A 24,767-nucleotide genomic window follows, 5' to 3' on the forward strand; every position below is an offset into this window, starting at 1 on the left:
GGAGCTGGGGATTTCCTCGTTTTGTGTTTGCGAGCGTAGTGCGTGGAGTGCAGCAATGGCCAATAGTGTCAAAGTATGACACCATGGCGTTGTGGAGTTTAGGAGGGATAGCTTAGAGCGCTTTCACACAGATGGTAAGGCGCCAAAGTATGTACCTCCTGAACTGCGGAAGATCCTGCGCCGCAAACTCATCATGATTGACCGGTCCGTTTCCCTAGCTGATTTAAGGATTCCACCAGCAAATCGTTTGGAGAGGCTGAAAGGGCAATGGGACGGATTTTATTCCATCCGCGTTAACGCGCAGTGGAGAGTAGTCTTTCGATGGACAGGGAAAGGAGCTGTGGACGTTGACTTCATCGATTATCACAAATGAGGGAGAGGAAGCTTCGGATATCATATCCGTTCCACACCCTGGGGAGGTTCTGCGCGAGGAGTTTCTGGAGCCGCTCGGACTTACTCAATACCGCTTAGCCAGGGATATTTTTAGCTCCAAATCCCAAATTTCAAAGCTGGTCCGTGGACGCATTGGGATTAGTGCGGAAATGGCGCTTCGTCTCTCTGCCTATTTTGGCAATTCGGCGGAGTTTTGGCTGGGACTGCAGGAAGAGTTTGATCTTTGGTGCGCGCGCCAAACCACGGATACTAGCAGTATCGTTGCTTGGAATAAGCACACTGCTTAGAAATCAATCCGGCACGGCGGGGTGGCCTGTAGAAACCAGGAATTTCCGCCAAGGGCTGTAGAATTAGCCCCCATGCTGCCCAAGTCCCGCATTTTTTCCGTCCTGCTCCTAGGCTTCGGTGTCGCGTTGATCGCCGCTGGTGTTGTGGCGCCGGCATTTTTGGATTTTTCCCCGCGGCTGCCGCTGAACCTGAAAAACAGCACCTGGACATTGCACGATGATTCCGCGGATTCCCAGCAATTGTCCAAGGATGGTTCCACGCCGTATTCAGGCCCCATGACTTACCAGATCAACATGGATATCCAAGAGCCCTCGGACGAAGAGAAGGCTACCGTGCGCATCGGTGAGACGCGTATGCGCGGCGAGGGCGAAGGCTTAAACGACTTGAGCCAGGCCCAGGTGTGGACCTACCCGGTGGACCGCCTGAGTGGTGAAGCTATGGGGGAGGCCTCGTTGAGCCATACGCTCGCGACTCCATCAGACACGGTGACCATAGACGGCTACTGGCTCAAGTTCCCCGCGGATGCCGAAAAGACCAATTATCCAGTCTTTGACCCGACGCTGCGCAAGGCCGTCGATGCAGTCTTTGAAGAAGAAACCACGATGGATGGCCGTACGGTCTACCGTTATCACCAAGAAATTGAGCCGACGAACGTAGCGCAGCTTTATGCAGCCGATGGGAATACCACCAGCCTGCCCAAGGAGGGCGGCGGCGAGGAACAGGGGTATTTGACCCACTCCGGGAACCGTGACTTCTATGTAGACCAACAAACCGGACTCGTGGTGGGTATGGATGTAGACATCGATGACTACTACGCAGACCGCGAAGGTGTGGGCCGCGTGCGTGCCTTCGTCTTTGATGGTTCTACCTCCGAAGAGGACCAAAAAGAGCTGCTGAAGGAAGCCGCAGAATTCCCGCGCGATCGCGTGGCGGAGATTGTCCGCTGGATAGTCATTGGGGTAGGCGCGCTGCTTGCATTACTAGGAATCATCGGTGCGCTGGGTTTATTTGGCGGAAAGAATAAGCATGCCCGCCGGCGTGGCCACCACGCGCACAACGGTGGAAGCGCGGTGCCGGTGAGCCGCTAAAAGAGCAGCTAGGAGCCTCAATCGCCGGCAGGGTTGCGGTATAGAGAGATTTTAGTGGTAGGGTGCTCACTGGTTGTCGCGCACATAGTCGTGGCATGGACGCGTTAGCGCCGCGGCGAGCACGAGCTTGCCCCTAGCGTGGTAGCGACACGCCCCAATTGTGGTGTGTCTTTACATGACAGGTCTTTTCCTATAAGCTATTTCGTTGCGCTGGAATCTGGATCTTCGGTGCACATTTAGCCTTTCAGGCCGGTGATGGCAAAACCGACTTGACAAGGTGATTTTGTGCATTCTGAACCCAGACACTCCACAGCAGACCGAATGCTAGAATTACCAGCGGTTTTGCGGCTCGTCGGCCAGGGCGAGCAGGCAATCCGCGTGAGGTGCTGGAAGGACCCATCTTGGCAGTCTCCCGCCAGACCAAGTCAGTGGCCAATATCCCCGGAGCCCCGAAGCGATACTCGTTTGCAAAAATTAGCGAGCCCATCGCCCTGCCGGGTCTCCTTGACGTACAACTTGATTCTTTTGCTTGGCTCGTCGGCTCGCCGGAATGGCGCGAGCGCGAGCAGGCTGCGCGTGGCGACGATGCCCGCGTAACGAGCGGCCTCGAGGACATCCTCGAAGAGCTCTCGCCGATTGAGGACTACTCGGGCAATATGTCCCTGTCCTTGTCGGAGCCGCGCTTTGAACCGGTGAAAAACACCGTGGATGAGTGCAAGGAAAAGGACATCAACTACTCCGCGCCGCTGTACGTGACCGCAGAGTTTATCAATAACGACACCCAAGAGATTAAGTCGCAGACCGTTTTCATCGGCGATTTCCCGATGATGACGGATATGGGCACGTTCATCGTGAACGGTACCGAGCGCGTCGTCGTCTCTCAGCTGGTGCGCTCCCCGGGCGTGTACTTCGATCGCTCGATCGATAAGTCCACCGAGCGTCCGCTGCACTCCGTGAAGGTTATTCCTTCCCGCGGTGCGTGGTTGGAGTTCGACGTCGACAAGCGCGATACCGTCGGCGTGCGCATTGACCGCAAGCGCCGCCAGCCGGTTACCGTGCTGCTTAAGGCACTGGGCTGGAGCGAGGAGCAGATCAAGGATCGCTTCGGCTTTTCCGAGCTTATGATGTCCACCCTGGAATCTGATGGCGTGGCAAATACCGATGAGGCATTGCTGGAGATTTACCGTAAGCAGCGCCCAGGCGAGCAGCCAACCCGTGAATTGGCACAGTCCTTGCTGGATAACTCCTTCTTCCGTGCGAAGCGTTACGACCTGGCAAAGGTCGGCCGCTATAAGGTCAACCGCAAGCTGGGCCTGGGCGGCGACCACGATGGTCTGATGACCCTGACCGAGGAAGACATTGCCGTCACCCTCGAGTACCTGGTCCGCCTGCACGTAGGCGAGCGCGAGATGAAGGCGCCAAACGGCGAGATGATCTCCTTGCACACGGATGACATCGACCACTTTGGTAACCGCCGCCTGCGCACCGTAGGTGAGCTCATCCAGAATCAGGTCCGCGTGGGCCTGTCCCGCATGGAGCGCGTTGTGCGCGAGCGCATGACCACCCAGGACGCGGAGTCCATCACTCCGACCTCCCTGATTAACGTGCGCCCGGTCTCTGCTGCTATCCGCGAGTTCTTCGGCACCTCGCAGCTGTCCCAGTTCATGGACCACAACAACTCGCTGTCCGGCCTGACCCACAAGCGCCGCCTGTCCGCGCTGGGCCCGGGCGGTCTGTCCCGGGAGCGCGCCGGCATTGAGGTGCGAGACGTTCACGCTTCTCACTACGGCCGCATGTGCCCGATTGAGACTCCTGAGGGTCCGAACATTGGCCTGATTGGCGCGCTGGCTTCCTATGCCCGCGTGAATGCCTTTGGCTTTATTGAGACCCCGTACCGCAAGGTTGTGGACGGCAAGATTACCGACCAGGTGGAGTACCTCACCGCCGATGAAGAGGATCGCTTTGCTATTGCTCAGGCTGAGGTTGAGCAGGATGCAGAAGGCAACCTCACCGGCGAGCGTATTGAGGTCCGTCTGAAGGACGGCGATATCGGACTTACCGATGCCTCTGGTGTGGACTACGTTGACGTGTCCCCGCGCCAGATGGTGTCCGTGGGTACCGCCATGATTCCGTTCTTGGAGCACGACGATGCTAACCGTGCCCTGATGGGTGCGAACATGCAGAAGCAGGCCGTGCCGCTGGTTCGCTCCGAGGCTCCGCTGGTAGGTACCGGCATGGAGCAGCGCGCTGCTTATGACGCTGGCGACGTTGTTATCACCCCGAAGGCCGGTGTGGTAGAAAACGTCACCGCTGATGTCATCACCATCATGGATGATGAGGGCCAGCGCGATACCTACATCCTGCGTAAGTTCGAGCGCACTAACCAGGGCACCAACTACAACCAGACCCCGCTGGTTTCTATGGGCGAGCGCGTAGAGGCCGGCCAGGTTCTGGCCGATGGTCCTGGTACCCACAATGGTGAGATGTCCCTCGGCCGCAACCTGCTGGTTGCCTTCATGCCGTGGGAAGGCCACAACTACGAGGACGCCATCATCCTCAACCAGCGCATCGTGGAAGAGGATATCTTGACCTCCGTCCACATCGAGGAGCACGAAATCGATGCTCGCGATACCAAGCTGGGCGCTGAGGAAATCACCCGCGAAATTCCGAACGTTTCGGAAGACGTCTTGAGCGATTTGGACGAGCGCGGCATCATCCGCATCGGTGCGGACGTCCGCGCCGGTGACATCCTGGTGGGTAAGGTCACCCCTAAGGGCGAGACCGAGCTGACCCCGGAGGAGCGCCTGCTGCGCGCCATCTTCGGTGAGAAGGCCCGTGAGGTTCGCGATACCTCCATGAAGGTGCCGCACGGTGAGGTAGGCAAGGTCATTGGCGTTGCCCGCTTCTCCCGCGATGATGATGACGATCTGGCCCCTGGCGTCAACGAGATGATTCGCGTCTACGTGGCCCAGAAGCGCAAGATCCAGGACGGCGATAAGATGGCCGGCCGCCACGGCAACAAGGGTGTTGTGGGCAAGATTCTGCCGCCAGAGGATATGCCGTTCATGGAAGACGGCACCCCGGTAGACATCCTGCTGAACACCCACGGTGTGCCACGTCGTATGAACATCGGCCAGGTCCTCGAGGTTCACCTGGGCTGGTTGGCACACGCCGGCTGGAAGGTTGACACCGAGGATCCGAAGAACGCCGAGCTGCTCAAGACCCTGCCGGAGGAGCTCTATGACGTTCCTGCGGATTCCTTGACCGCGACCCCGGTCTTCGACGGTGCTACCAATCACGAGATCGAGCGCCTGCTGGCTTCCTCCCGTCCTAACCGCGACGGCGATGTGCTGGTGGATGAGCACGGCAAGGCCACGCTTTTCGACGGCCGCTCGGGCGAACCGTACAAGTACCCAATTTCGGTTGGCTACATGTACATGCTCAAGCTGCACCACTTGGTCGATGAGAAGATTCACGCCCGTTCCACCGGTCCTTACTCCATGATTACCCAGCAGCCGCTGGGTGGTAAGGCCCAGTTCGGTGGCCAGCGCTTCGGCGAGATGGAGGTGTGGGCAATGCAGGCATACGGCGCTGCCTACACCCTGCAGGAGCTGCTGACCATCAAGTCCGATGACGTCGTCGGCCGCGTGAAGGTCTACGAAGCCATTGTTAAGGGCGACAATATTCCAGATCCGGGCATCCCTGAGTCCTTCAAGGTGTTGCTCAAGGAGCTGCAGTCCCTGTGCTTGAACGTGGAAGTTCTTTCCACCGACGGCACGCCGATGGAGCTGTCTGGCTCTGATGACGATGACATGGATAGCCCATCGCTTGGCATTAACCTGTCCCGCGATGAGGGTTCTTCCGCTGACATCGCCTAATTAGTTTCTTGGTCCACCACGGGGTAAGTCCCCGTGGTAGGGCATAAACGTTTCATTCATACAAAGCCATCAATTCCTCGACAACGAGGATGAAAGGGAGACATTACGTGTTTGACGTAAATCTCTTCGACGAGCTCCGCATCGGTCTGGCCACCGCAGACGATATTCGTCGCTGGTCCAAGGGCGAGGTCAAAAAGCCTGAGACCATTAACTACCGCACTCTGAAGCCGGAGAAGGACGGCCTCTTCTGTGAGCGCATCTTCGGCCCCACCCGTGACTGGGAGTGCGCTTGTGGTAAGTACAAGCGCGTCCGCTACAAGGGCATCATCTGTGAGCGCTGTGGCGTTGAGGTCACCAAGTCCAAGGTTCGCCGTGAGCGCATGGGCCACATTGAGCTGGCCGCTCCGGTAACCCACATCTGGTACTTCAAGGGCGTTCCTTCCCGCTTGGGCTACCTGCTGGACTTGGCTCCGAAGGATCTCGAGCGCATCATTTACTTCGCCGCCAATATCATCACCTCCGTGGATGAAGAGGCTCGCCACAACGACCAGTCCACCCTGGAAGCAGAAATGCTCCTGGAGAAGAAGGACGTTGAGGACGATACCGAGTCCGAGATCGCAGAACGCGCCTCCAAGCTGGAGTCTGACCTGGCTGAGCTGGAAGCAGCCGGTGCCAAGGCCGATGCCCGTAAGAAGGTAAAGAACGCTGCCGATAAGGAAATGCAGCACATCCGCGAGCGTGGCGAGCGCGAAATCGCCCGCCTGGATGAAATCTGGAATACCTTCATCAAGCTGGCTCCAAAGCAGATGATCATCGATGAGACCATCTACGAAGAGCTGGTTGACCGCTACGAGGATTACTTCACCGGCGGCATGGGCGCAGAAGCTATCCAGACCCTGGTCCGCAACTTCGACCTCGAGGCTGAGGCCGAGGAGCTGCGCGAGATCATCAACAACGGCAAGGGCCAGAAGAAGATGCGTGCTCTCAAGCGCCTGAAGGTCGTTGCTGCCTTCCTGCGCTCCGGCAACGATCCGGCCGGCATGGTGTTGGATGCCATCCCGGTTATCCCGCCAGAGCTGCGCCCAATGGTGCAGCTGGACGGTGGCCGCTTTGCTACCTCCGACCTGAATGACCTCTACCGCCGCGTGATCAACCGCAATAACCGTTTGAAGCGCATGATCGACCTGGGCGCTCCAGAGATCATCGTGAACAACGAGAAGCGCATGCTGCAGGAGTCTGTGGACGCGCTCTTCGATAACGGCCGCCGCGGCCGTCCGGTTACCGGCCCGGGCAACCGTCCGCTGAAGTCTCTGTCTGACTTGCTCAAGGGCAAGCAGGGCCGTTTCCGCCAGAACTTGCTGGGTAAGCGCGTGGACTACTCCGGCCGTTCCGTTATTATTGTCGGCCCGCAGCTGAAGCTGCACGAGTGTGGTCTGCCGAAGCTCATGGCGCTCGAGCTATTCAAGCCGTTCGTCATGAAGCGCTTGGTAGAAAACGACTATGCCCAGAACATCAAGTCCGCCAAGCGCATGGTTGAGCGCCAGCGCCCAGAGGTGTGGGACGTGCTGGAGCAGGCCATTTCTGAGCACCCTGTGATGCTCAACCGTGCACCTACGCTGCACCGCCTGGGCATTCAGGCCTTCGAGCCGAAGCTGGTTGAGGGTAAGGCTATTCAGCTGCACCCGCTGGCTTGTGAGGCGTTCAACGCCGACTTCGACGGTGACCAGATGGCAGTCCACCTGCCGCTGTCCGCTGAGGCACAGGCTGAGGCCCGCGTCTTGATGCTGGCGTCCAATAACATTCTGTCCCCGGCATCCGGTAAGCCACTGGCTATGCCGCGTCTGGATATGGTTACCGGCCTGTACTACCTGACGATGGACAAGTCCGAGGACGAGATCGGTGGCAACGGCCGCTTCCGCGAGGCAGAAGAGGACAAGCCAGCAACCGGCGTTTACTCCTCCTACGCCGAGGCCCTCATGGCCTATGACCGCGGCACCGTTGGCCTGCAGGCCCCGATCAAGGTCCGCATCGATCACCTTCGCCCGCCGAAGGAGATCGAGGAGGAGCAGTTCCCGGATGGCTGGACCAAGGGCCAGGCATGGATGGGCTACACCACCATTGGCCGCGTCATGTTCAACGAGTTGTTGCCATGGAACTACCCGTACCTCGAGGGCATCATGGTCCGTAAGGGCGGCGGCTCTGGCAACAAGGTCCTCATCGGTGACGTGGTTAATGACTTGGCCAATAAGTACCCGATGATCACCGTGGCTCAGGTGCTGGACAACATGAAGGATGCCGGCTTCTACTGGGCAACCCGTTCCGGCGTGACCATCACCATGTCTGACGTTCTGGTTCTGCCGAATAAGACCGAGATCCTTGAGTCTTATGAGAAGGAAGCAGAGCGCATCGAGCGTAAGTACTGGGAGCAGGGTGCTCTGACCGAGCGTGAGCGCTACGATCGCCTGGTTGAGCTGTGGAAGGACGCTACCGATACCGTCGGTGAGGCCGTCGAGAACATGTACCCGGACCACAACCCGATTCCGATGATTGTGAAGTCTGGTGCGGCCGGTAACATGCGTCAGATCTGGACGCTGGCCGGTATGAAGGGCATGGTTGTGAACTCGCACGGTGATTACATCACCCGTCCGATTAAGACCTCCTTCCGTGAAGGCCTGTCCGTGCTGGAGTACTTCAACAACTCCCACGGTTCCCGTAAGGGTCTGGCCGATACCGCGCTGCGTACCGCTGACTCCGGCTACCTCACCCGTCGTCTGGTGGACGTGGCCCAGGACGTCATCGTCCGCGAAGAGGACTGTGGCACCCGCCAGGGCGTTCGCGTCCCCATCGGCGAGGTTTCCGGCGACAAGGTGGTTCTCTCCGAGCTGTGGGAGACCTCCGCATCCGGCCGCGTTCTCGCGACCGATGTCAAGGACGACAATGGCGAGGTCGTGGCCGAGGCCGGCTCCGACCTCACCGAGGAACTCACCCAGAAGCTGTTGGACGCCAAGGTTACTGAGGTCAAGGTTCGCTCCGTGCTGACCTGCCAGACCCCGGCTGGCGTGTGTGCCAAGTGCTACGGCAAGTCCATGGCTTCCGGCCAGCTGGTCGATATCGGCGAGGCCGTCGGCATCGTGGCGGCACAGTCCATTGGTGAGCCGGGCACCCAGCTGACCATGCGTACGTTCCACCAGGGTGGTGTCGGTGGCGATATTACCGGCGGTCTCCCGCGTGTTCAGGAGCTTTTCGAGGCCCGTAACCCGAAGAACCGCGCTCCTATCGCTTCCGTTGACGGCACCGTATCCCTGTCCGATGAGGGCAACTTCTGGACCCTGACCATCACCCCGGATGACGGTTCTGATGATGTGGTCTATGAGAAGCTCTCCAAGCGTCAGGGCCTGGCTCAGGTCCGTCGCCCGATGGAGTCCAACCCGGATGCGATGATCGAGCGTTCCCTCAAGGACGGCGACCACGTCGAGACCGGTGACCGCCTGATGCGCGGTGCGGCTGACCCACACGACGTGCTCGAGGTCCTCGGCCGCCGTGGCGTGGAGCAGCACCTCATCAACGAGGTGCAGGCTGTGTACCGTACCCAGGGTGTGGCTATCCACGATAAGCACATCGAGATCATCATCCGCCAGATGCTGCGCCGCGGTACCGTCATTGATGCGGGTACTACGGACTTGTTGCCGGGTAACCTTATCGACCTTTCTGAGGCTAAGCAGCTCAATGCTGCTCAGGTTGCAGAAGGTGGCGAGCCGGCTCAGCTGCGCTCGGAGATCATGGGTATTACCAAGGCTTCCTTGGCTACCGAGTCCTGGCTGTCCGCTGCATCCTTCCAGGAGACCACTCGCGTGCTTACCGACGCTGCTATTAACAAGCGCTCCGATAAGCTCATCGGTCTCAAGGAGAACGTGATTATCGGTAAGCTCATCCCGGCCGGTACCGGTATTTCCCGCTACCGCAATATTTCCGTCAAGCCGACCGAGGCTGCGCGCAACGCTGCATACTCGATTCCGACTTACGGCGATTCCATCTATGGCGATGACGGCTTCGGTGAGTTCACCGGTGCCTCCGTGCCGCTGGATGAGGACTTCACTTTCTAGGGTGCAGCTGAATCTGCGTTAACGCGGGATATTGATGGCCCCGCCTTTCTGAATGACAGGAAGGCGGGGCTGTTTCCATGTTTAGGGCGTACCGCTAAACTGCTCTGCTAGTATGAATGCAGCTTTTGGCAAGGCGCCTTTAGGGGAGCGCTGCCTAAGTAGTTGAAAAATGCACACATCACGGGTGCTGGTCAGCTGCCATTGTGTAGCCGAGACTGGCTGAGATGCCGCCACATGCGCGGTGAACCGTAGAACCTGATCCGGATAATGCCGGCGAGAGGGAGGAAAATTATGTCTACTACACGTGCGTCCGCTGCCCCGAAGCGCAGTTTGAATTGGCGCGTGGTCGATATCGTGGTTGCATCTGTTCTGGGTGTAGCTTGCGGCTTCGTATTCTTGGGTTGGAACGCAGTGGGCTATGCCTGGTTCCAAGGTATGGATGCTATTACCCCGGGTTTGGGCGGTATAGCCACCGGCATTTGGCTCATTGGTGGCGTGCTGGGTGGCCTTATCATCCGCAAGCCAGGTGCAGCTGTATACGTTGAGGTCCTAGCGGCCACTGTGTCCGCAGTGCTGGGTTCCCAGTGGGGCATTGAAACCCTGTATTCCGGCTTGGCACAAGGGCTAGGCGTGGAAATCATCCTGGCTATCTTCCTGTACCGCAGGTTTGGCTTTGGAGTTTCGGTATTAGCCGGCATGGCGGCTGGCTGGGGTGCTTTTATTCTCGAGCTATTCCTTTCCGGTAACTTGGCTCGCTCCTTCGAGTTCCAAATGATTTATTTGGTTACGCTGACTATCTCCGGTGCGATCCTCGCCGGTGCTTTGGGCTTTTTCGTGGTGAAGGCGCTAGCGAAGACAGGCGCTTTGGATCGTTTCGCCGCAGGCCGCGAACAGCGCGCTTAGGGCGTATTGGCACTGTGACTGACTTTTCCACTCTGGCGGGAAGGTCCACAAAAATTACCGCCCGCGGTTTTGGCTGGACGCATGCCGGGCGCACCCAGCCAGCGTTAGCTGATATTGACCTGGTTATTGAACCGGGCGAGCGGGTATTGCTTTGCGGCGACTCTGGATCCGGAAAATCCACCTTCCTAGCTGCTATAGCCGGGGTACTGGGTTCCGATGAAGAGGGAACCCGCACCGGAGAGATCCTCTTGGAAGATTCCACTGGCGCAGTGGAAGAACCGGGACATTCCATTCCCGTAGGGCTGGTATTACAAGACCCGGATTCGCAGGTTATCTCAGCTCGGGTGGGAGACGATATTGCCTTCGGCTGCGAGAACCTAGCGTATCCGAGGGAAGAGATTTGGCGCCGCGTAGCCGCGGCCAAGGATCTGGTCGGCCCGTTCGTGGATATGGATTTTCCCACCGAGCGCCTGTCTGGTGGGCAAAAGCAACGCCTTGCTTTAGCGGGTGTAATCGCTATGGGTGCCGGTGTGGTGCTGCTTGATGAGCCCACAGCCAATCTTGACCCTGCCGGCGCCCGCGATGTGGTTCGGGCCGTTTCTGCAATGGTAGAAGAGACTGGGGCTACCCTTGTGGTGGTAGAACACCAGCATACGGCGTGGGAAGGATTGCTTGACCGTGCCGTGGAAATTGCGCATGGGCGCATCGTGGCCGATGGTCCCTTTGAGCAGATAGCACGACGCCGCCGTGTCGAAGAGCTCCCGCAGGCGCGCGAGTTGGGTGATGGCGCAGCTAGGGAAGGAGACGCTGCGCTCTGGAGTAAGGATTTGGTTACTCGCTTCGGCCCACCGCGCACGATTTCTCTGCCGGCGGGCGCTTCGACTGTGATTACAGGTCCTAATGGTGCAGGAAAATCGACATGGTTGATGACCATGGCGGGCTTGCTGCCGGCCATCTCCGGCGAGATCGGAGTGGCAGACTATGTGCGCCGTGGCGTGAAGGGGCCACCGATTCGGTGGGAGTCTCGAGAGCTGGCAGACCGCATTGGATTCGTATTCCAAAACCCGGAGCACCAGTTCGTTTCGCGCACCGTAGCGGAAGAGCTGCGCGTCGCGCCAAAGGTCATGCGAGTAAAACCGCCAGAAGAGCGCATAGCCCAATTGGTGGATTCCCTGCGCCTGGAGCACCTTTTGGAGGCTAATCCCTTCACGCTTTCGGGAGGCGAGAAGCGCCGCCTTTCGGTAGCTACTGCGTTGGTAACGTCACCTGAGGTAGTACTTCTTGACGAGCCTACTTTTGGACAAGATCCGCAAACCTTTGTGGAGCTGGTGCGCTTGCTACGCGAGCTTGCCGATGGTGGTACCACCGTTGCCTCCATCACCCACGATCCTTTGTTTATCCAGGCTCTAGGGGATCATCATGTGGAGGTGGATAGTGCCTAACCTTTTGCGCGAAGCCAATCCGCTGACACGAGTGTTTATGATGTTTATCTGGGTCACTCCCATTTTGGCATCTATTGACTGGGTTTCGGCAGCGGTATCATTGGCGCTCACCCTGATTTTCGCCCCGTTATGTGGGGTATCGTGGGCGAGGGTCTTTAAAGCCGGGTGGTTCCTTTTCTTGGTTGCCCCGATTTCCGGCGTTTCCATGCTGCTTTATGGTGAGCCCAGCGGCACCGAATACTTCCACTGGTGGCTTATTCATGTCACTGAAAATTCCCTCACCCTGGCAATCGCTATTACGCTGCGCGTCTTCGCCGTGGCTTTGCCCATGGTGGTGCTCGCCCGTGATATCGACCCTACGGAGCTGGGTGATGCTCTCTCGCAGATCCTGAAGCTACCATCGCGCTTTGTCATTGGTGCAGTGGCCGGTGTGCGCATGATGACGCTCTTTCAATCCGATTGGCAGTCGCTGGGGATGGCGCGCAGGGCGAGGGGGCTGACCGACGTCGGCAAGCTGAAGCACCTGCTTACTATGTCCTTCGGGCTATTGGTCATCGCGCTGCGCCGCGGTGGCAAGCTGGCGACGGCCATGGAGGCGCGCGGATTTGGGCGCACCCCACCCGGAGGAGGGGCACGTACGTGGGCGCGTCCCTCCCGGCTGCACGCCCGCGATGGGTGGATTATGGCCATAGGTACTGTCCTCGCTTTTGTACCGGTGGTAGTTTCGGTACTCACTGGGGCCTGGAGATTCTTCGGCCTATAAACCGCGAAAGCAGTGATTGAGCGACCATGGACTTTGATAGCCAACAAGAGCGCCTTTTAGAGGACGTCGTCAAGCTGGCGGCAGCCAGAAAGCGTGCCTTCAAGCCAGTGACCGTGCTTATCGACGGCCCTTCGGGTGCCGGAAAAACCTGGACTTCCGCCGCGCTGGCCGAGCGCACCAACTGGCGCGTGGTACACCTCGATGAGTTCTACCCCGGCTGGCACGGCCTAGACAAGGGCTCTGACATGGTGGCAGAACAGGTATTGCGCACCATGAATCCCGGCTATTGGCGCTGGGATTGGGAGGCGGACAGCCCTGGAGACTGGGCTAGCCTCGACGTGCGCGATGATCTCATCGTGGAAGGGGTCGGCTCCGTAACCCCGGCCAATATCGCAGCCGCAAAGGAGAGGGGAACGGTAGTTAGCGTGCTTATCGACGGCCCCCGAGACCAACGCCGCGAACGCGCCATCGCCCGCGAGCCCGACTACGAGCAGTGGTTTGAAACCTGGGAAGCACAGGAAAAGGACTACTTTGCCACCAAGGCTGCTGAGGCTGATTTAGTTTGGGAATGGTCCTAGTAGGAAGAAGGTGCCGTTCGCGTTTTGTATAAAGCGTGATCGGTTTGCTAGTCTAAACGGCAGTTCACTATGCGTGCCTTGCTGGCGCGCGGTGAAGAGTCTGATCCTTAACAAGGCACCGACCTTGGGAAGAGTTCTGGACATGCGGCAGCGCCCCGGGAAAGAGCGTCCATTTTTGCATGTTTGGTTCTTTTCCTTCGGTATTGGTGCAATTCGACAGAAAGACTGTTAAATGCCAACTATTCAGCAGCTGGTCCGCAAGGGCCGCCACGATAAGCGTAAAGAGGTTTCCACCGCTGCGCTGAAGGGGTCCCCGCAGCGTCGCGGTGTATGCACCCGCGTGTACACCACCACTCCTAAGAAGCCGAACTCCGCACTGCGTAAGGTTGCTCGTGTTCGCCTGACCACCGGTATTGAGGTTTCCGCCTACATTCCGGGCGAGGGCCACAACCTGCAGGAGCACTCCATGGTCCTCGTTCGCGGCGGCCGTGTGAAGGACCTTCCTGGTGTTCGTTACAAGATCATCCGCGGCGCTCTGGATACCCAGGGTGTCAAGGACCGTAAGCAGGCACGTTCCCGTTACGGCGCAAAGAAGGGACAGTAATAAACAATGCGTAAGAATGCTGCTCCGAAGCGTCCTGTAGTCAAGGACCCGGTATACAACTCCGAGCAGGTAACCATGCTCGTCAACAAGATCCTCCAGGACGGCAAGAAGTCCACCGCAGAGCGTATCGTCTATGGCGCTCTCGAGGCTTGCCGCGAGAAGACCGGTACCGATCCGGTTGGCACCCTGGAGAAGGCACTGGGCAATATCCGCCCAGACCTTGAGGTTCGCTCCCGCCGTGTCGGTGGCGCTACCTACCAGGTGCCGGTTGAGGTTCGCCCTGACCGTGCAAACACCCTGGCACTGCGCTGGATGGTGACCTTCACCCGCCAGCGTCGCGAGAACTCCATGATTGAGCGTCTCGCAAACGAGATTCTGGATGCCTCCAACGGCCTCGGCGCTTCCGTTAAGCGTCGTGAGGATACTCACAAGATGGCTGAGGCTAACCGCGCCTTCGCCCACTACCGCTGGTAATTTCAGCACTCATTTCAATGGCCCAAGCAACGAGAAGAAAGTTTCGCGCTGGCTGTCGGCAGGTTTTCTCCGGCGGCGACACAAAACTACATATCTCTTGCTTGGGCCATTTTTTGCCCTAATGGGTGTGATTTCTGGGCAGCATGCCTGCCCAGTCCAGCGACATCGTGGAGTGTCCAGTACACTGAAGCGATGGAAGTCTAGGCGCATGCGTGCACCTAGGACGGCCAATAGTGGCAAAAATTAAAAGACCTTATCCATGCAGGCGTCATAGCCAGAAACCTGGTCACGGCGTCGACGACTATTAAGTTGGGGTATAAACGTGGCACAAGAAGTGCTTAAGGACCTGAACAAGGTCCGCAACATCGGCATCATGGCCCACATCGATGCTGGTAAGACGACGACCACCGAGCGTATTCTCTTCTACACCGGTATCAACCGTAAGGTGGGCGAGACCCACGACGGTGCGTCCACCACTGACTGGATGGAGCAGGAGAAGGAGCGCGGCATCACCATTACCTCCGCTGCCGTGACCTGCTTCTGGGATAACAACCAGATCAATATCATCGACACCCCGGGTCACGTTGACTTCACCGTTGAGGTTGAGCGTTCCCTGCGTGTTCTCGACGGCGCCGTCGCAGTCTTCGACGGCAAGGAAGGCGTTGAGCCGCAGTCCGAGCAGGTGTGGCGTCAGGCTGCTAAGTACGACGTTCCGCGTATCTGCTTCGTTAACAAGATGGACAAGCTGGGCGCTGACTTCTACTTCACCGTTCAGACCATCATTGACCGCTTGGGCGCTAAGCCGCTGGTTATGCAGCTGCCTATCGGCGCTGAGGATGACTTCGACGGCGTTGTCGACCTGCTGAATATGCAGGCAATCACCTGGCGTGGCAAGGTCGAGACCGGCGCTGAGCCTACCTACGAGGAAATCCCAGAGGACCTCAAGGACAAGGCGGAAGAATACCGCGAGAAGCTGGTTGAGACCGTTGCTGAGTCCGACGAAGAACTCATGGAGAAGTACTTCGGCGGCGAGGAGCTGACCATTGACGAGCTCAAGGCCGGCATCCGTAAGCTCACCATCAACTCCGAGGTCTACCCAGTTTACTGCGGTACCGCCTACCGCAACAAGGGCGTGCAGCCACTGCTCGACGCTGTGGTTGACTTCCTGCCAAGCCCGCTGGACGTCGGCGAGGTTATCGGCCACGAGGTAGGAAACGAGGACAAGGAGCTTACCCGTAAGCCTTCCGTTGAGTCCCCGTTCTCCGCACTGGCATTCAAGATTGCTGCTCACCCATTCTTTGGCCAGCTCACCTTCACCCGCGTCTACTCCGGCCAGGTCACCCCGGGTACCGAGGTTATGAACTCCACCAAGGGTAAGAAGGAGCGCATCGGTAAGCTCTTCCAGATGCACGCCAACAAGGAAAACCCTGTTGAGCAGGCAGACGCCGGTAACATTTATGCTGTTATCGGTCTGAAAGAGACCACCACCGGTGACACCCTGTGTGACAAGGATAACCAGATCATCCTCGAGTCCATGGACTTCCCGGATCCGGTTATCAAGGTTTCCATCGAGCCGAAGACCAAGGCTGACCAGGAGAAGCTGGGTACCGCTATCCAGAAGCTCGCAGCTGAGGACCCAACCTTCACCGTCGAGCTGGATGAGGAGACCGGCCAGACCGTTATCGGCGGCATGGGCGAGCTCCACCTCGACGTTCTTGTTGACCGCATGAAGCGCGAGTTCAAGGTTGAGGCGAACATCGGTAACCCGCAGGTTGCTTACCGTGAGACCATCCGTAAGAAGGTTGAGTCCATGGAGTATACCCACAAGAAGCAGACCGGTGGTTCCGGTCAGTTCGCAAAGGTTATCTGCACCATCGAGCCGTACAACCCGGACCCAGAGACCTTGGAAGAGGGCGAGTCCGCAACTTACGCATTCGAGAATGCCGTCACTGGTGGCCGCGTTCCGAAGGAATACATTCCTTCCGTTGACGCTGGTATCCAGGACGCAATGCAGTACGGCTACCTGGCAGGCTTCCCGATGGTTAACATCAAGGCCACCCTGGAAGACGGCGCTTACCACGACGTCGACTCCTCCGAGATGGCCTTCAAGCTGGCCGGCTCCCAGGTCTTCAAGGAAGCAATGGCCAAGGCAAAGCCAGTTCTGCTGGAGCCGATGATGGCCGTTGAGGTTGTCACCCCTGAGGAGTACATGGGCACCGTTAACGGTGACATCTCCTCCCGTCGTGGCCAGGTCTTCGCTATGGAGGACCGTTCCGGCGCGAAGGTCGTTAAGGCTAAGGTGCCGCTGTCCGAGATGTTCGGTTACATCGGTGACCTGCGTTCTTCCACCGCTGGCCGCGCAAACTTCACCATGGTCTTCGATTCCTACGCAGAGGTTCCATCCTCCGTTGCACAGGAGATCATCGAGGAGCGCACCGGCAGCGCTAACTAAGCAGTAGCCCCGCTCCACCCGCGGTTTGTCCGGGCTGGTAATCTTCGCCAGTAGATGCCAGACCCGCCGCGGAGCGGGACAACTGGGCCAGGGTAGCGGCGGGCTGAGTTTGCAGCTTAACCATCTAGGTTGTGAATTGAGCCGGCCGTTACCCTCCCAGGATCCTTTTTAGAAGATTCTTGTCGAGGGAAATGGCCGCGATATTTCGCGGGGTTACCTCCTATAACGGCGGTTTGAAAAAACCGTGGCATAAATCTAGGATCGTGTAACTGGCACGTAAAGAAAGCGTCATTAGCGCTTTGCCCCACATACTGTGGGTCGGGTGCCAATGACAACTGTCAACCACGTGGCTGCGAAGGTCGTAGCCACCATATAGTCCAGGAGGACATACAGTGGCAAAGGAGAAGTTCGAGCGTACGAAGCCGCATGTGAACATCGGCACCATCGGACACGTCGACCACGGCAAGACCACCACCACCGCAGCGATCACCAAGGTTCTGGCTGACCAGTACCCTGAGGAGAACCAGGCATTCGCGTTCGACATGATCGACAAGGCTCCTGAGGAGAAGGAGCGCGGTATTACCATCAACATCTCCCACGTTGAGTACTCCACCCCGAAGCGCCACTACGCACACGTTGACGCTCCGGGCCACGCCGACTACATCAAGAACATGATTACCGGCGCTGCTCAGATGGACGGCGCTATCCTGGTTGTTGCTGCAACCGATGGCCCGATGCCGCAGACCCGCGAGCACGTTCTGCTTGCTCGCCAGGTTGGCGTTCCTTACATCCTCGTTGCACTGAACAAGTGCGACATGGTTGATGATGAGGAAATCATCGAGCTCGTTGAGATGGAGATCCGTGAGCTGCTCGCAGAGCAGGACTACGATGAGGAAGCTCCTATCGTTCACATCTCCGCTCTGAAGGCTCTCGAGGGCGATGACAAGTGGGTACAGTCCGTCGTTGAACTGATGGAAGCCTGCGACAACGCTATCCCGGATCCGGAGCGCGCTACCGACCAGCCGTTCCTGATGCCTATCGAGGACATCTTCACCATTACCGGCCGCGGCACCGTTGTTACCGGCCGTGTTGAGCGTGGCCGTCTGAACGTCAACGAGGACGTTGAGATCATCGGTATCCAGGAGAAGTCCCAGACCACCACCGTTACCGGTATCGAGATGTTCCGCAAGATGATGGACTACACCGAGGCTGGCGACAACTGTGGTCTGCTTCTGCGTGGTACCAAGCGTGAGGACGTTGAGCGTGGCCAGGTTGTTATCAAGCCGGGCGCTTACACCCCGCACACCAAGTTCGAGGGTTCCGTCTACGTCCTGAAGAAGGAAGAGGGCGGCCGCCACACCCCGTTCATGAACAACTACCGTCCGCAGTTCTACTTCCGTACCACGGACGTTACCGGTGTTGTTCACCTGCCAGAGGGCACCGAGATGGTTATGCCTGGCGACAACGTTGAGATGTCCGTTGAGCTCATCCAGCCGGTCGCTATGGACGAGGGCCTGCGCTTCGCTATCCGCGAAGGCTCCCGCACCGTCGGCGCTGGCCGCGTTACCAAGGTTATCGACTAGTCGATACCTAGTAACCGCTCAGTAGAGCTATAAAAAATCCGCTTCACTTTCGGTGGGGCGGATTTTTTGATCCTTAACCCACTTTCTCCGCGATGCACGAGCGTCGGCAATAGCCGTTGCTGCCTTGGCCGGGCGGTGCTGGCCTATAAAAGAGGCCTCCCGCTGCATCCTGTTTGATTGATGCTGCGGGAGGCTTCAGCGCATTGCGCTTTTAGGTGTGCAGGGAGTTGCTACTTTTCCCAGCCGATGTCTTCCTTGGGGAGGATGGCGAAGCCGTTGGCACCGTAGTTGGCCAGGCCCTTCTTTACGCCGACCATTTGCGGACCGTTGGCGAAGGGGAGGATACCGTAGTGGCCGAAGGCCTCCGATTCGAGCTCATTGACACGGTCGATTTGTTCGTCCTTGGTAGGAAGCTTCTGCAGCTCTTCAATCTTCTTATCAAATTCCTTGGTGCCAGTGCTGGACATATTTAGTGTGGAATCGCTGGCGTAGGTCTGGCCAAAGTAGGCGACTCCGAAGGGGTCGGAGGAAGCAAAGGCGGACAGGAAGAGATCGAAGTCTCGCTCAGAGGTTACCTTGGAGAACTCGGAAGAGGGGCGCTCTTCAATCTTGAGGTCAACGCCGACGTCCTTGAGCATCTTTTGAATTGCGGCGGCAAGGGACTTGGATACCTCATCGTCGCCGATGAGGATATAGCGCAGGGATAGTTTTTCGCCGTCTTTAGCATAGATTCCGTCATCACCTTGTTGATATCCGGCATCCTCGAGCAGCTTCTTAGATTGCTCGGGGTCAAACTTGATGACGTCCTTGATATTGTCCTTGTAGCCCTTCTGGGTGGAATAGAGGGTAAGCGAGCCCGGCATCTCTTCTTCATAGCCGAGGCCGTTATAGCGGATTTTGGCCAGCTGATCGCGGTCGATGGCGGAGAAGACGGCGTGGCGCACGTCCTCATCCTTGAGCTGTGGCGCCTTGGAATTGAGGGTGAGGATGACATTGGCAGGGCGCAATGCTGCGCGGATATCGATGTCCTCGCCCATTTCTCCAGCAATGGTGAGGCTGTTCTTATCGGCCACGCCAGCCGCATCGATTTCCCCGGCTTGGAAGGCGTTGATAGTGGCCTGGGATTCCATGACGCGGAAGCTTGCCTTCTTGAGCTTTGGCTTGTCGCCCCACCACTTTTCGTTCGGTACGAGGCTTAGGGTGCCACCCTTGAAGTCCACGTTTTCTACTTTGAATGGTCCAGCGCCGTACTGCGGATTCAGCTTGCCCAGGTAGGCCTTGTCAAACTTTTCTGGGCCATCAATAGCGGGGTGGAGTACTTCGTTGAAGAGACCCTGCCACCACGGGTAGGGGCCATCGAAGGTGATGACCACGTCCTTGTCGGTAGCTCCCTCTTCCACGGAGGTGATGCGCTCGTAGCCGTCGGTGGAGTTTACCTGGACGTCCTCGTCCTTGCCGTTGTTAAAACGCCAGGTATTCTCAAAGGCCTTCCAATCGATGGGCGTGCCGTCGTTGAAGGTGGCGTCTTTGTTGATCTTGTAGGTGACGACGGTGTTCCTGCCCTTCTTGTCTTCCTTGGCCTCGTCGATGTAGTCGGGGTTTGGGGTGTAGTTTCCCTCGCCGTCGTAAAGTGCCAGCTGTGGGTTGTACCAACCCCATACCGTGCGGGTATCGGTGACCATATTGGCATGGAAGGTGTTTTGCTGCTCGGTCAGTTCGCCGATGGGGAGGGTGAGTTCACCGTCGTCCTTGAGCTCGTCGCGGGATTTTTCGTTATAGTCGCCGGCTGGATTGACCTCGATGTCGAGGCCGCCTACGGCCTTATTAGAGCCTCCGCCCGAGTTGGCGGCACAGCCGGTGAGCGCGAGGGCTGCGGCGGAAAGGGTGGCTACGGTAGCGATCCGGAAGCGAGTGAACTTGTGCATAATCGGGTTCTCCTTGAGTGAGAGGAAAGTGAAAGATGTGGAAGCGGGGCAGCCGCCACATCCTTCTAGGTGTGAGGTCAACTATATAGAACGGTTTCTGTGCGGCGGGTCACTTTCGAGAAATTGGGGTTGTATCGGCCGGATCGGGGTTGCGTCGCCTGCGGGCGGCCTCCGGATCTGGAATCGGAATAGCTTCCAGTAGCTTCTTGGTGTAATCCGCTTGGGGGTTTTCGAAGACCTCGTCGGTCGGCCCGGATTCCACAAATTGTCCCTTATACATGACGGCCAACCTATCGGAGAGGTGGCGTACCACCGAAAGATCATGGGCCACGAAGAGGTAGGACAGCCCCAGCTTTCGCTTCAGATCTTCAAGCAAGTTGATGACACCAGCCTGGATGGAGACATCGAGCGCGGAGACGGGTTCGTCCAACACCAAAACCGAGGGGTTGGTAGCCAATGCGCGGGCAAGGCCGATGCGCTGGCGCTGCCCGCCGGAGAAGTGGCTAGGAAAGCGGTCAAGCTGGGAGGAATCAAGGCCGACCAGGCCCATGAGCTCATTGATGCGGGCGTCCACGTCGCCATCAAAGCCGAGGGAATTGAGAGGTTCGGCAATGACCTCGCGAACCGTAAGACGCGGGTTGAGCGAGCTCATCGGGTCCTGGAAGACAATTTGGATGTCCTTGCGGGCCGCGCGGCGCTCGGAGTTACTCATCCCGGCCGCGTCTTTCCCGTTGAGCACTACAGCGCCATGTTCGGGTTTGAGATCCATGATTTCCAGCAGGGTGGTGGTCTTGCCGCAGCCGGATTCGCCCACGATGGCCATGCATTCACCCTTGCGGAGATCAAAGGTGAGACCGTCTACTGCCTTGACCGTTCCGACGCGGCGCTTGACCAGTGCGCCCTTGGTGAGCGGGAATTCTTTGCGCAGATCCGTGACTTCTAGGGTCGTGGGGCGCTCATCGCGGGGTATACCAGCCATGACATCATCGGCCAGCTGTGGCGGTTTGAACATGAGATCGCCGCCGATTTTGCGGTCGCGGATTTCGGGTGCGCGCAGGCAGGCGCTCTCGTGGCCCGGGGCATCGTCCAGCAGGCTCAGCGGTGGCTCGCCTTCGGAGCAGGCGGGTTGCGCCACGGGGCAGCGCGGGGCAAATTGGCAGCGCTGCTTGAGATCGACCAGCACTGGTGGGCTGCCCACGATGGGTGTGAGTGGTTCTTCGGCCGATACGTCAGGGCGCGGCGTGGAGCCGAGCAGGCCCACGGTATAAGGCATGCGGGGCTGGGAGAAGATGGTATCCACATCGCCGCGCTCCACGGGGCGGCCGGCGTACATGACCATGACATCATCGGCCGTTTCTGCCACCACGCCCATGTCATGGGTGATCATGATGGTCGCGGCGCCGGTTTCGCGCTGCGCGAGCTTGATGACGTCCAGGATCTGCGCCTGAATGGTCACATCCAATGCGGTCGTGGGCTCATCCGCGATGAGCACGCGCGGATTATTCGCAATCGCAATGGCAATAACCACGCGCTGGCGCATGCCGCCCGAGAACTCGTGTGGGAAGGACTTCAACCGCAGGTGCGGATCGGGGATGCCCACGAGATCGAGCAACTCCGTAGCCTCTTTGAGTGCCTGCTTTTTGCCGACGTCCCTATGGGCCTGGATTGCTTCCACTAACTGCGATCCAATATCGAAAACCGGGGTGAGCGCGGAGAGCGGGTCTTGGAAGATCATTCCAATGCCGTTGCCGCGGATCTCAGACATCTGCTTATCGCTCAGGCCGAGCAGCTCGCGGCCTTCGAATTTCACGGATCCAGTGATCTTTGCATAGTCCGGCAGCAGGCCCATGATGGACATAGAGGTTACTGATTTACCGGATCCGGATTCACCCACGATGCCGAGTGTGCGGCCAGGGTAGAGATCAAAATCTACGCCGCGGACCGCGGAGACGGATCCGGCTTCGGACGGGAAGTTAACGCGCAGGTCTTTGACGGACAAGACAGGCGAGGTCATGCTTTGCCTCCGGAATTCGAGTTGGGGTCGAGCGCATCGCGCAGGCCATCGCCGATGAAGGCCATGGACACGGTGAGCAAGGTCAGGGTTGCAGCAGGGAAGTAGAACAGCCACGGGGAGGACTGCACGGCGGCGGTGCCGCCCTGCAGGAGGGTGCCAAGGGAGACGTCGGGAAGCTTGACGCCCAAGCCCAGGAAGGATAGGGCCGTCTCGGAGCCCACGGTGCCCACCACGCCGAAGACGAATTGGATGATAAGAAGCGAGCCAATATTTGGGATGACGTGGCGCACGATGGTCCGCAACTTGGAAACACCCATGTAGCTAGCTGCGCGGACATAGTCTTGCTCGCGCACCGTAAGTGCCAAAGACCAAATCACGCGGGCTTGGTACATCCAGCCAAAGACAATGAGGACTACGATGAGTAGCTTCCAGTCGCCACCAGAATCCGCTACCACCAGCGCAATGAGCAAGAAGGTAGGGATGGACAGCAAAAAGTGGATGACCGCCAGCACCGCCTTTTCGGCTACACCGCCCCACAGGGCCGCGGCCGATCCGACAAAAGCGGAGATGACCAAGGTGGCCAGTGATACCACGATGGCAATGGTCAGCGACCTTCCCAAGCCGTGAATGGTCTGGGCGTAGAGATCATTGCCGGTATCATTCGTGCCGAACCAGTGCTCGGGGCTCGGCGGCTCCGACAAGGCGAGGAAGTCCGGCTCGGTATAGTCCCACTTGGCAAAGAAGCCGCCGAAGAGGGCTGCCAGCATCAAAAAGACCAGGATGATAAGGCCTAGGGTAGCGAGCTTATTGCGGAAAAAGCGGCGCAGGTAGAGCTTGTAACGCGAAGTGCCACGCGGCATCTGCTCTAAGGTGGCTACTTGCTCGGCCTCGGCCGGGGAGAAGGGGTCCCCGGTTGCGACCTCGCTGTGCGCGGTGATTTCCCCGCGCGGTTCCTGCTTGAAATAGTTGCGGTCTTTAGATGGGGTCATTTAACTCACCCTCACTCGTGGATCAAGCGCAACGACGACCACGTCCGCCAATACCGCGGAAATGGCTGTCATGGCGGCGCCAAAGGCGGCGACGGCTGCTGCACCGTTGACGTCGTTCTTGCTAATGGTTTCGATGAAGTACTGGCCCATGCCGTTCCAGCCAAAGATGCGTTCAGTCATCACCGCACCGGTGAAAATACCCGGAATGGAAAAGGCCACCGAGGTAGCTACTGGAATGATGGAGGTGCGCAGCGCGTGCTTGCGAATGGCTTGCTGGCGGGTCAATCCCTTTGCGCGAGCGGTGCGTACATAGTCTGCATCCAAGTTATCCAGCAACAAGGTGCGCTGGGTCATGTGATAGCTGGCGTAGCTAATGAAAACCAGCGAAATAGTAGGAAGAACTAAGTGCTGCGCGGAGTCCATTAGCTTGGGGAAGAAGCCTTCCACATCCAGCGAGTGGGAGCCGACGACATAGAAAATTTTCTTTCCGGTGAGCTCGTTGATTTTGAGCGCGCCCCACACCACAGCGATAGAAGCGACCACCACGTGGGTATTCATTGCGATGATGGAAATGCCTTGCCAGATGCGGTCGCCGGTCTTGTACTGGCGCGAAGCAGTATAAACACCCACGGCCACGCCGATGAGGATGGACAAAATAGTAGAAAGCAAGAGCAGCTGCGCGGAGACCCAGATGCGGTAGCTAATTTCTGAGTTCACCACCTCGCCCACTGGAGATTGGCCCCAGTCCCATTTGGTGAGGATATTGGTCAGCCACGTCCACCAGCGTTGCACTAGCGGGGTATCGGGGCTGAGGTTATAGGGCTCAAGAAGGTTATTGATTTCCTCCGCCGAAAGCGGCGGGCGGCGGCCGATGTAATTGGACCGTGGGTCCAGGAAGTTGGCCGCCAAGAGATAGGCGAGGTTGGTAGCCAAAAAGATCATGAGTAACCAGCCCAAGGTCTTTTTGATCAGATATTTAGTCATAGAGATTCTCCGTGCGTGGTTAAGCAGGAAACGGGATGTAAATGTGGTTCCAACGAGCGAATCGTTGTATGTGACCAATTTAATAATCTGTTGTGCGGGACACAATCGAATTAGCCCCGTGATATAAATCCCCTTTAACGTGATAGGTATTGGCGGAGGTGGCGAGGTGGGAAAATAGTGCAATAAAGCGCCGATGAACAGGGGATATGACGTTCGCGATTGTTGAACACTTATAGTATTTATTTAATTGAATGAAATTAACTCGGGGGTGAATATCTTCGCCCGCGCCCCGACCGCTTGCCTGTC

Annotated in this window: 17 protein-coding genes; 13 read left to right on the plus strand and 4 right to left on the minus strand. The window is 58.1% G+C overall.

Annotated elements, in window-relative coordinates; genetic code table 11:
- The first annotated feature begins 91 nt into the window (after positions 1–91).
- The 13 genes from MHK04_RS05965 to tuf all read left to right on the plus strand — a co-directional run bounded on the left by MHK04_RS05965 (position 92) and on the right by tuf (position 18,549).
- A complete protein-coding gene (locus MHK04_RS05965; RefSeq protein WP_200288284.1) occupies positions 92–373 on the plus strand; it encodes a type II toxin-antitoxin system RelE/ParE family toxin in 282 nt (93 codons plus the stop codon).
- The gene (locus tag MHK04_RS05970) at positions 348–680 is read left to right on the plus strand and encodes a HigA family addiction module antitoxin (RefSeq protein WP_023020529.1); all 333 of its coding nucleotides are present in this window, start codon (positions 348–350) and stop codon (positions 678–680) included. Before MHK04_RS05965 ends, MHK04_RS05970 begins: the two co-directional genes overlap by 26 nt.
- A 72-nt stretch (positions 681–752) precedes the next feature.
- Complete coding sequence (pgfA, locus tag MHK04_RS05975) at positions 753–1,769, plus strand: cell envelope lipid trafficking protein PgfA (RefSeq protein WP_239204677.1); 1,017 nt, start codon at positions 753–755, stop codon at positions 1,767–1,769.
- A 383-nt stretch (positions 1,770–2,152) separates the two neighbouring features.
- Positions 2,153–5,647, plus strand: coding sequence for a DNA-directed RNA polymerase subunit beta (gene rpoB / locus MHK04_RS05980; RefSeq protein ID WP_200288281.1), 3,495 nt, complete (start codon positions 2,153–2,155; stop codon positions 5,645–5,647).
- A 107-nt stretch (positions 5,648–5,754) separates the two neighbouring features.
- Positions 5,755–9,750 carry a DNA-directed RNA polymerase subunit beta' gene (locus tag MHK04_RS05985; protein ID WP_023020532.1) on the plus strand — a complete coding sequence of 1,332 codons (3,996 nt, stop codon included), beginning with the start codon at positions 5,755–5,757 and terminating at the stop codon, positions 9,748–9,750.
- Between the two features lie 291 nt (positions 9,751–10,041).
- Entirely contained in the window at positions 10,042–10,653 is a 612-nt protein-coding gene (locus MHK04_RS05990; RefSeq protein ID WP_239208162.1) for an ECF transporter S component, read from the plus strand.
- Between the two features lie 14 nt (positions 10,654–10,667).
- Positions 10,668–12,095 carry an ABC transporter ATP-binding protein gene (locus MHK04_RS05995; protein WP_239208161.1) on the plus strand — a complete coding sequence of 476 codons (1,428 nt, stop codon included), beginning with the start codon at positions 10,668–10,670 and terminating at the stop codon, positions 12,093–12,095.
- Positions 12,088–12,858 (plus strand): energy-coupling factor transporter transmembrane component T family protein, encoded by a 771-nt coding sequence (locus tag MHK04_RS06000; RefSeq protein ID WP_239208160.1) that lies wholly within the window; start codon positions 12,088–12,090, stop codon positions 12,856–12,858. Before MHK04_RS05995 ends, MHK04_RS06000 begins: the two co-directional genes overlap by 8 nt.
- 26 nt (positions 12,859–12,884) lie before the next feature.
- Positions 12,885–13,436 (plus strand): nucleoside/nucleotide kinase family protein, encoded by a 552-nt coding sequence (locus MHK04_RS06005; protein WP_023027806.1) that lies wholly within the window; start codon positions 12,885–12,887, stop codon positions 13,434–13,436.
- Positions 13,437–13,668: 232 nt separating this feature from the next.
- A complete protein-coding gene (gene rpsL / locus MHK04_RS06010) occupies positions 13,669–14,040 on the plus strand; it encodes a 30S ribosomal protein S12 (protein ID WP_005322866.1) in 372 nt (123 codons plus the stop codon).
- Between the two features lie 6 nt (positions 14,041–14,046).
- Positions 14,047–14,514, plus strand: a complete 468-nt coding sequence (rpsG, locus tag MHK04_RS06015; RefSeq protein ID WP_005322865.1) for a 30S ribosomal protein S7 — start codon at positions 14,047–14,049, stop codon at positions 14,512–14,514.
- A 322-nt stretch (positions 14,515–14,836) separates the two neighbouring features.
- The gene (fusA, locus tag MHK04_RS06020) at positions 14,837–16,966 is read left to right on the plus strand and encodes an elongation factor G (protein ID WP_239208159.1); all 2,130 of its coding nucleotides are present in this window, start codon (positions 14,837–14,839) and stop codon (positions 16,964–16,966) included.
- A 392-nt stretch (positions 16,967–17,358) separates the two neighbouring features.
- The gene (gene tuf / locus MHK04_RS06025; RefSeq protein WP_023020538.1) at positions 17,359–18,549 is read left to right on the plus strand and encodes an elongation factor Tu; all 1,191 of its coding nucleotides are present in this window, start codon (positions 17,359–17,361) and stop codon (positions 18,547–18,549) included.
- Positions 18,550–18,779: 230 nt separating this feature from the next.
- Here the strand turns inward: tuf and MHK04_RS06030 are convergent, their stop codons facing one another.
- From MHK04_RS06030 to MHK04_RS06045, 4 genes are all read right to left on the minus strand, one after another.
- Complete coding sequence (locus MHK04_RS06030) at positions 18,780–20,474, minus strand: ABC transporter family substrate-binding protein (RefSeq protein WP_239208158.1); 1,695 nt, start codon at positions 20,472–20,474, stop codon at positions 18,780–18,782.
- Between the two features lie 109 nt (positions 20,475–20,583).
- Positions 20,584–22,488, minus strand: a complete 1,905-nt coding sequence (locus MHK04_RS06035) for a dipeptide ABC transporter ATP-binding protein (protein WP_239208157.1) — start codon at positions 22,486–22,488, stop codon at positions 20,584–20,586.
- Positions 22,485–23,477 carry an ABC transporter permease gene (locus MHK04_RS06040; protein WP_239204665.1) on the minus strand — a complete coding sequence of 331 codons (993 nt, stop codon included), beginning with the start codon at positions 23,475–23,477 and terminating at the stop codon, positions 22,485–22,487. Before MHK04_RS06040 ends, MHK04_RS06035 begins: the two co-directional genes overlap by 4 nt.
- Positions 23,478–24,461: an ABC transporter permease gene (locus MHK04_RS06045; RefSeq protein WP_086589068.1), complete on the minus strand. Its 984-nt coding sequence runs from the start codon at positions 24,459–24,461 to the stop codon at positions 23,478–23,480.
- Positions 24,462–24,767 lie beyond the last annotated feature (306 nt).

It is taken from the genome of Corynebacterium nasorum (assembly GCF_022345765.1).
Taxonomy (GTDB): Bacteria; Actinomycetota; Actinomycetes; order Mycobacteriales; family Mycobacteriaceae; genus Corynebacterium; species Corynebacterium kefirresidentii.

Excerpts from the sequence above, each read along its gene's own strand:
- pgfA (WP_239204677.1), top strand. The coding sequence starts at position 753 with ATGCTGCCCAAGTCCCGCATTTTTTCCGTCCTGCTCCTAGGCTTCGGT.
- MHK04_RS05990 (WP_239208162.1), top strand. The coding sequence starts at position 10,042 with ATGTCTACTACACGTGCGTCCGCTGCCCCGAAGCGCAGTTTGAATTGG.
- MHK04_RS06005 (WP_023027806.1), top strand. The coding sequence starts at position 12,885 with ATGGACTTTGATAGCCAACAAGAGCGCCTTTTAGAGGACGTCGTCAAG.
- rpsL (WP_005322866.1), top strand. The coding sequence starts at position 13,669 with ATGCCAACTATTCAGCAGCTGGTCCGCAAGGGCCGCCACGATAAGCGT.
- rpsG (WP_005322865.1), top strand. The coding sequence starts at position 14,047 with ATGCGTAAGAATGCTGCTCCGAAGCGTCCTGTAGTCAAGGACCCGGTA.
- MHK04_RS06030 (WP_239208158.1), bottom strand. The coding sequence starts at position 20,474 with ATGCACAAGTTCACTCGCTTCCGGATCGCTACCGTAGCCACCCTTTCC.
- MHK04_RS06035 (WP_239208157.1), bottom strand. The coding sequence starts at position 22,488 with ATGACCTCGCCTGTCTTGTCCGTCAAAGACCTGCGCGTTAACTTCCCG.
- MHK04_RS06040 (WP_239204665.1), bottom strand. The coding sequence starts at position 23,477 with ATGACCCCATCTAAAGACCGCAACTATTTCAAGCAGGAACCGCGCGGG.
- MHK04_RS06045 (WP_086589068.1), bottom strand. The coding sequence starts at position 24,461 with ATGACTAAATATCTGATCAAAAAGACCTTGGGCTGGTTACTCATGATC.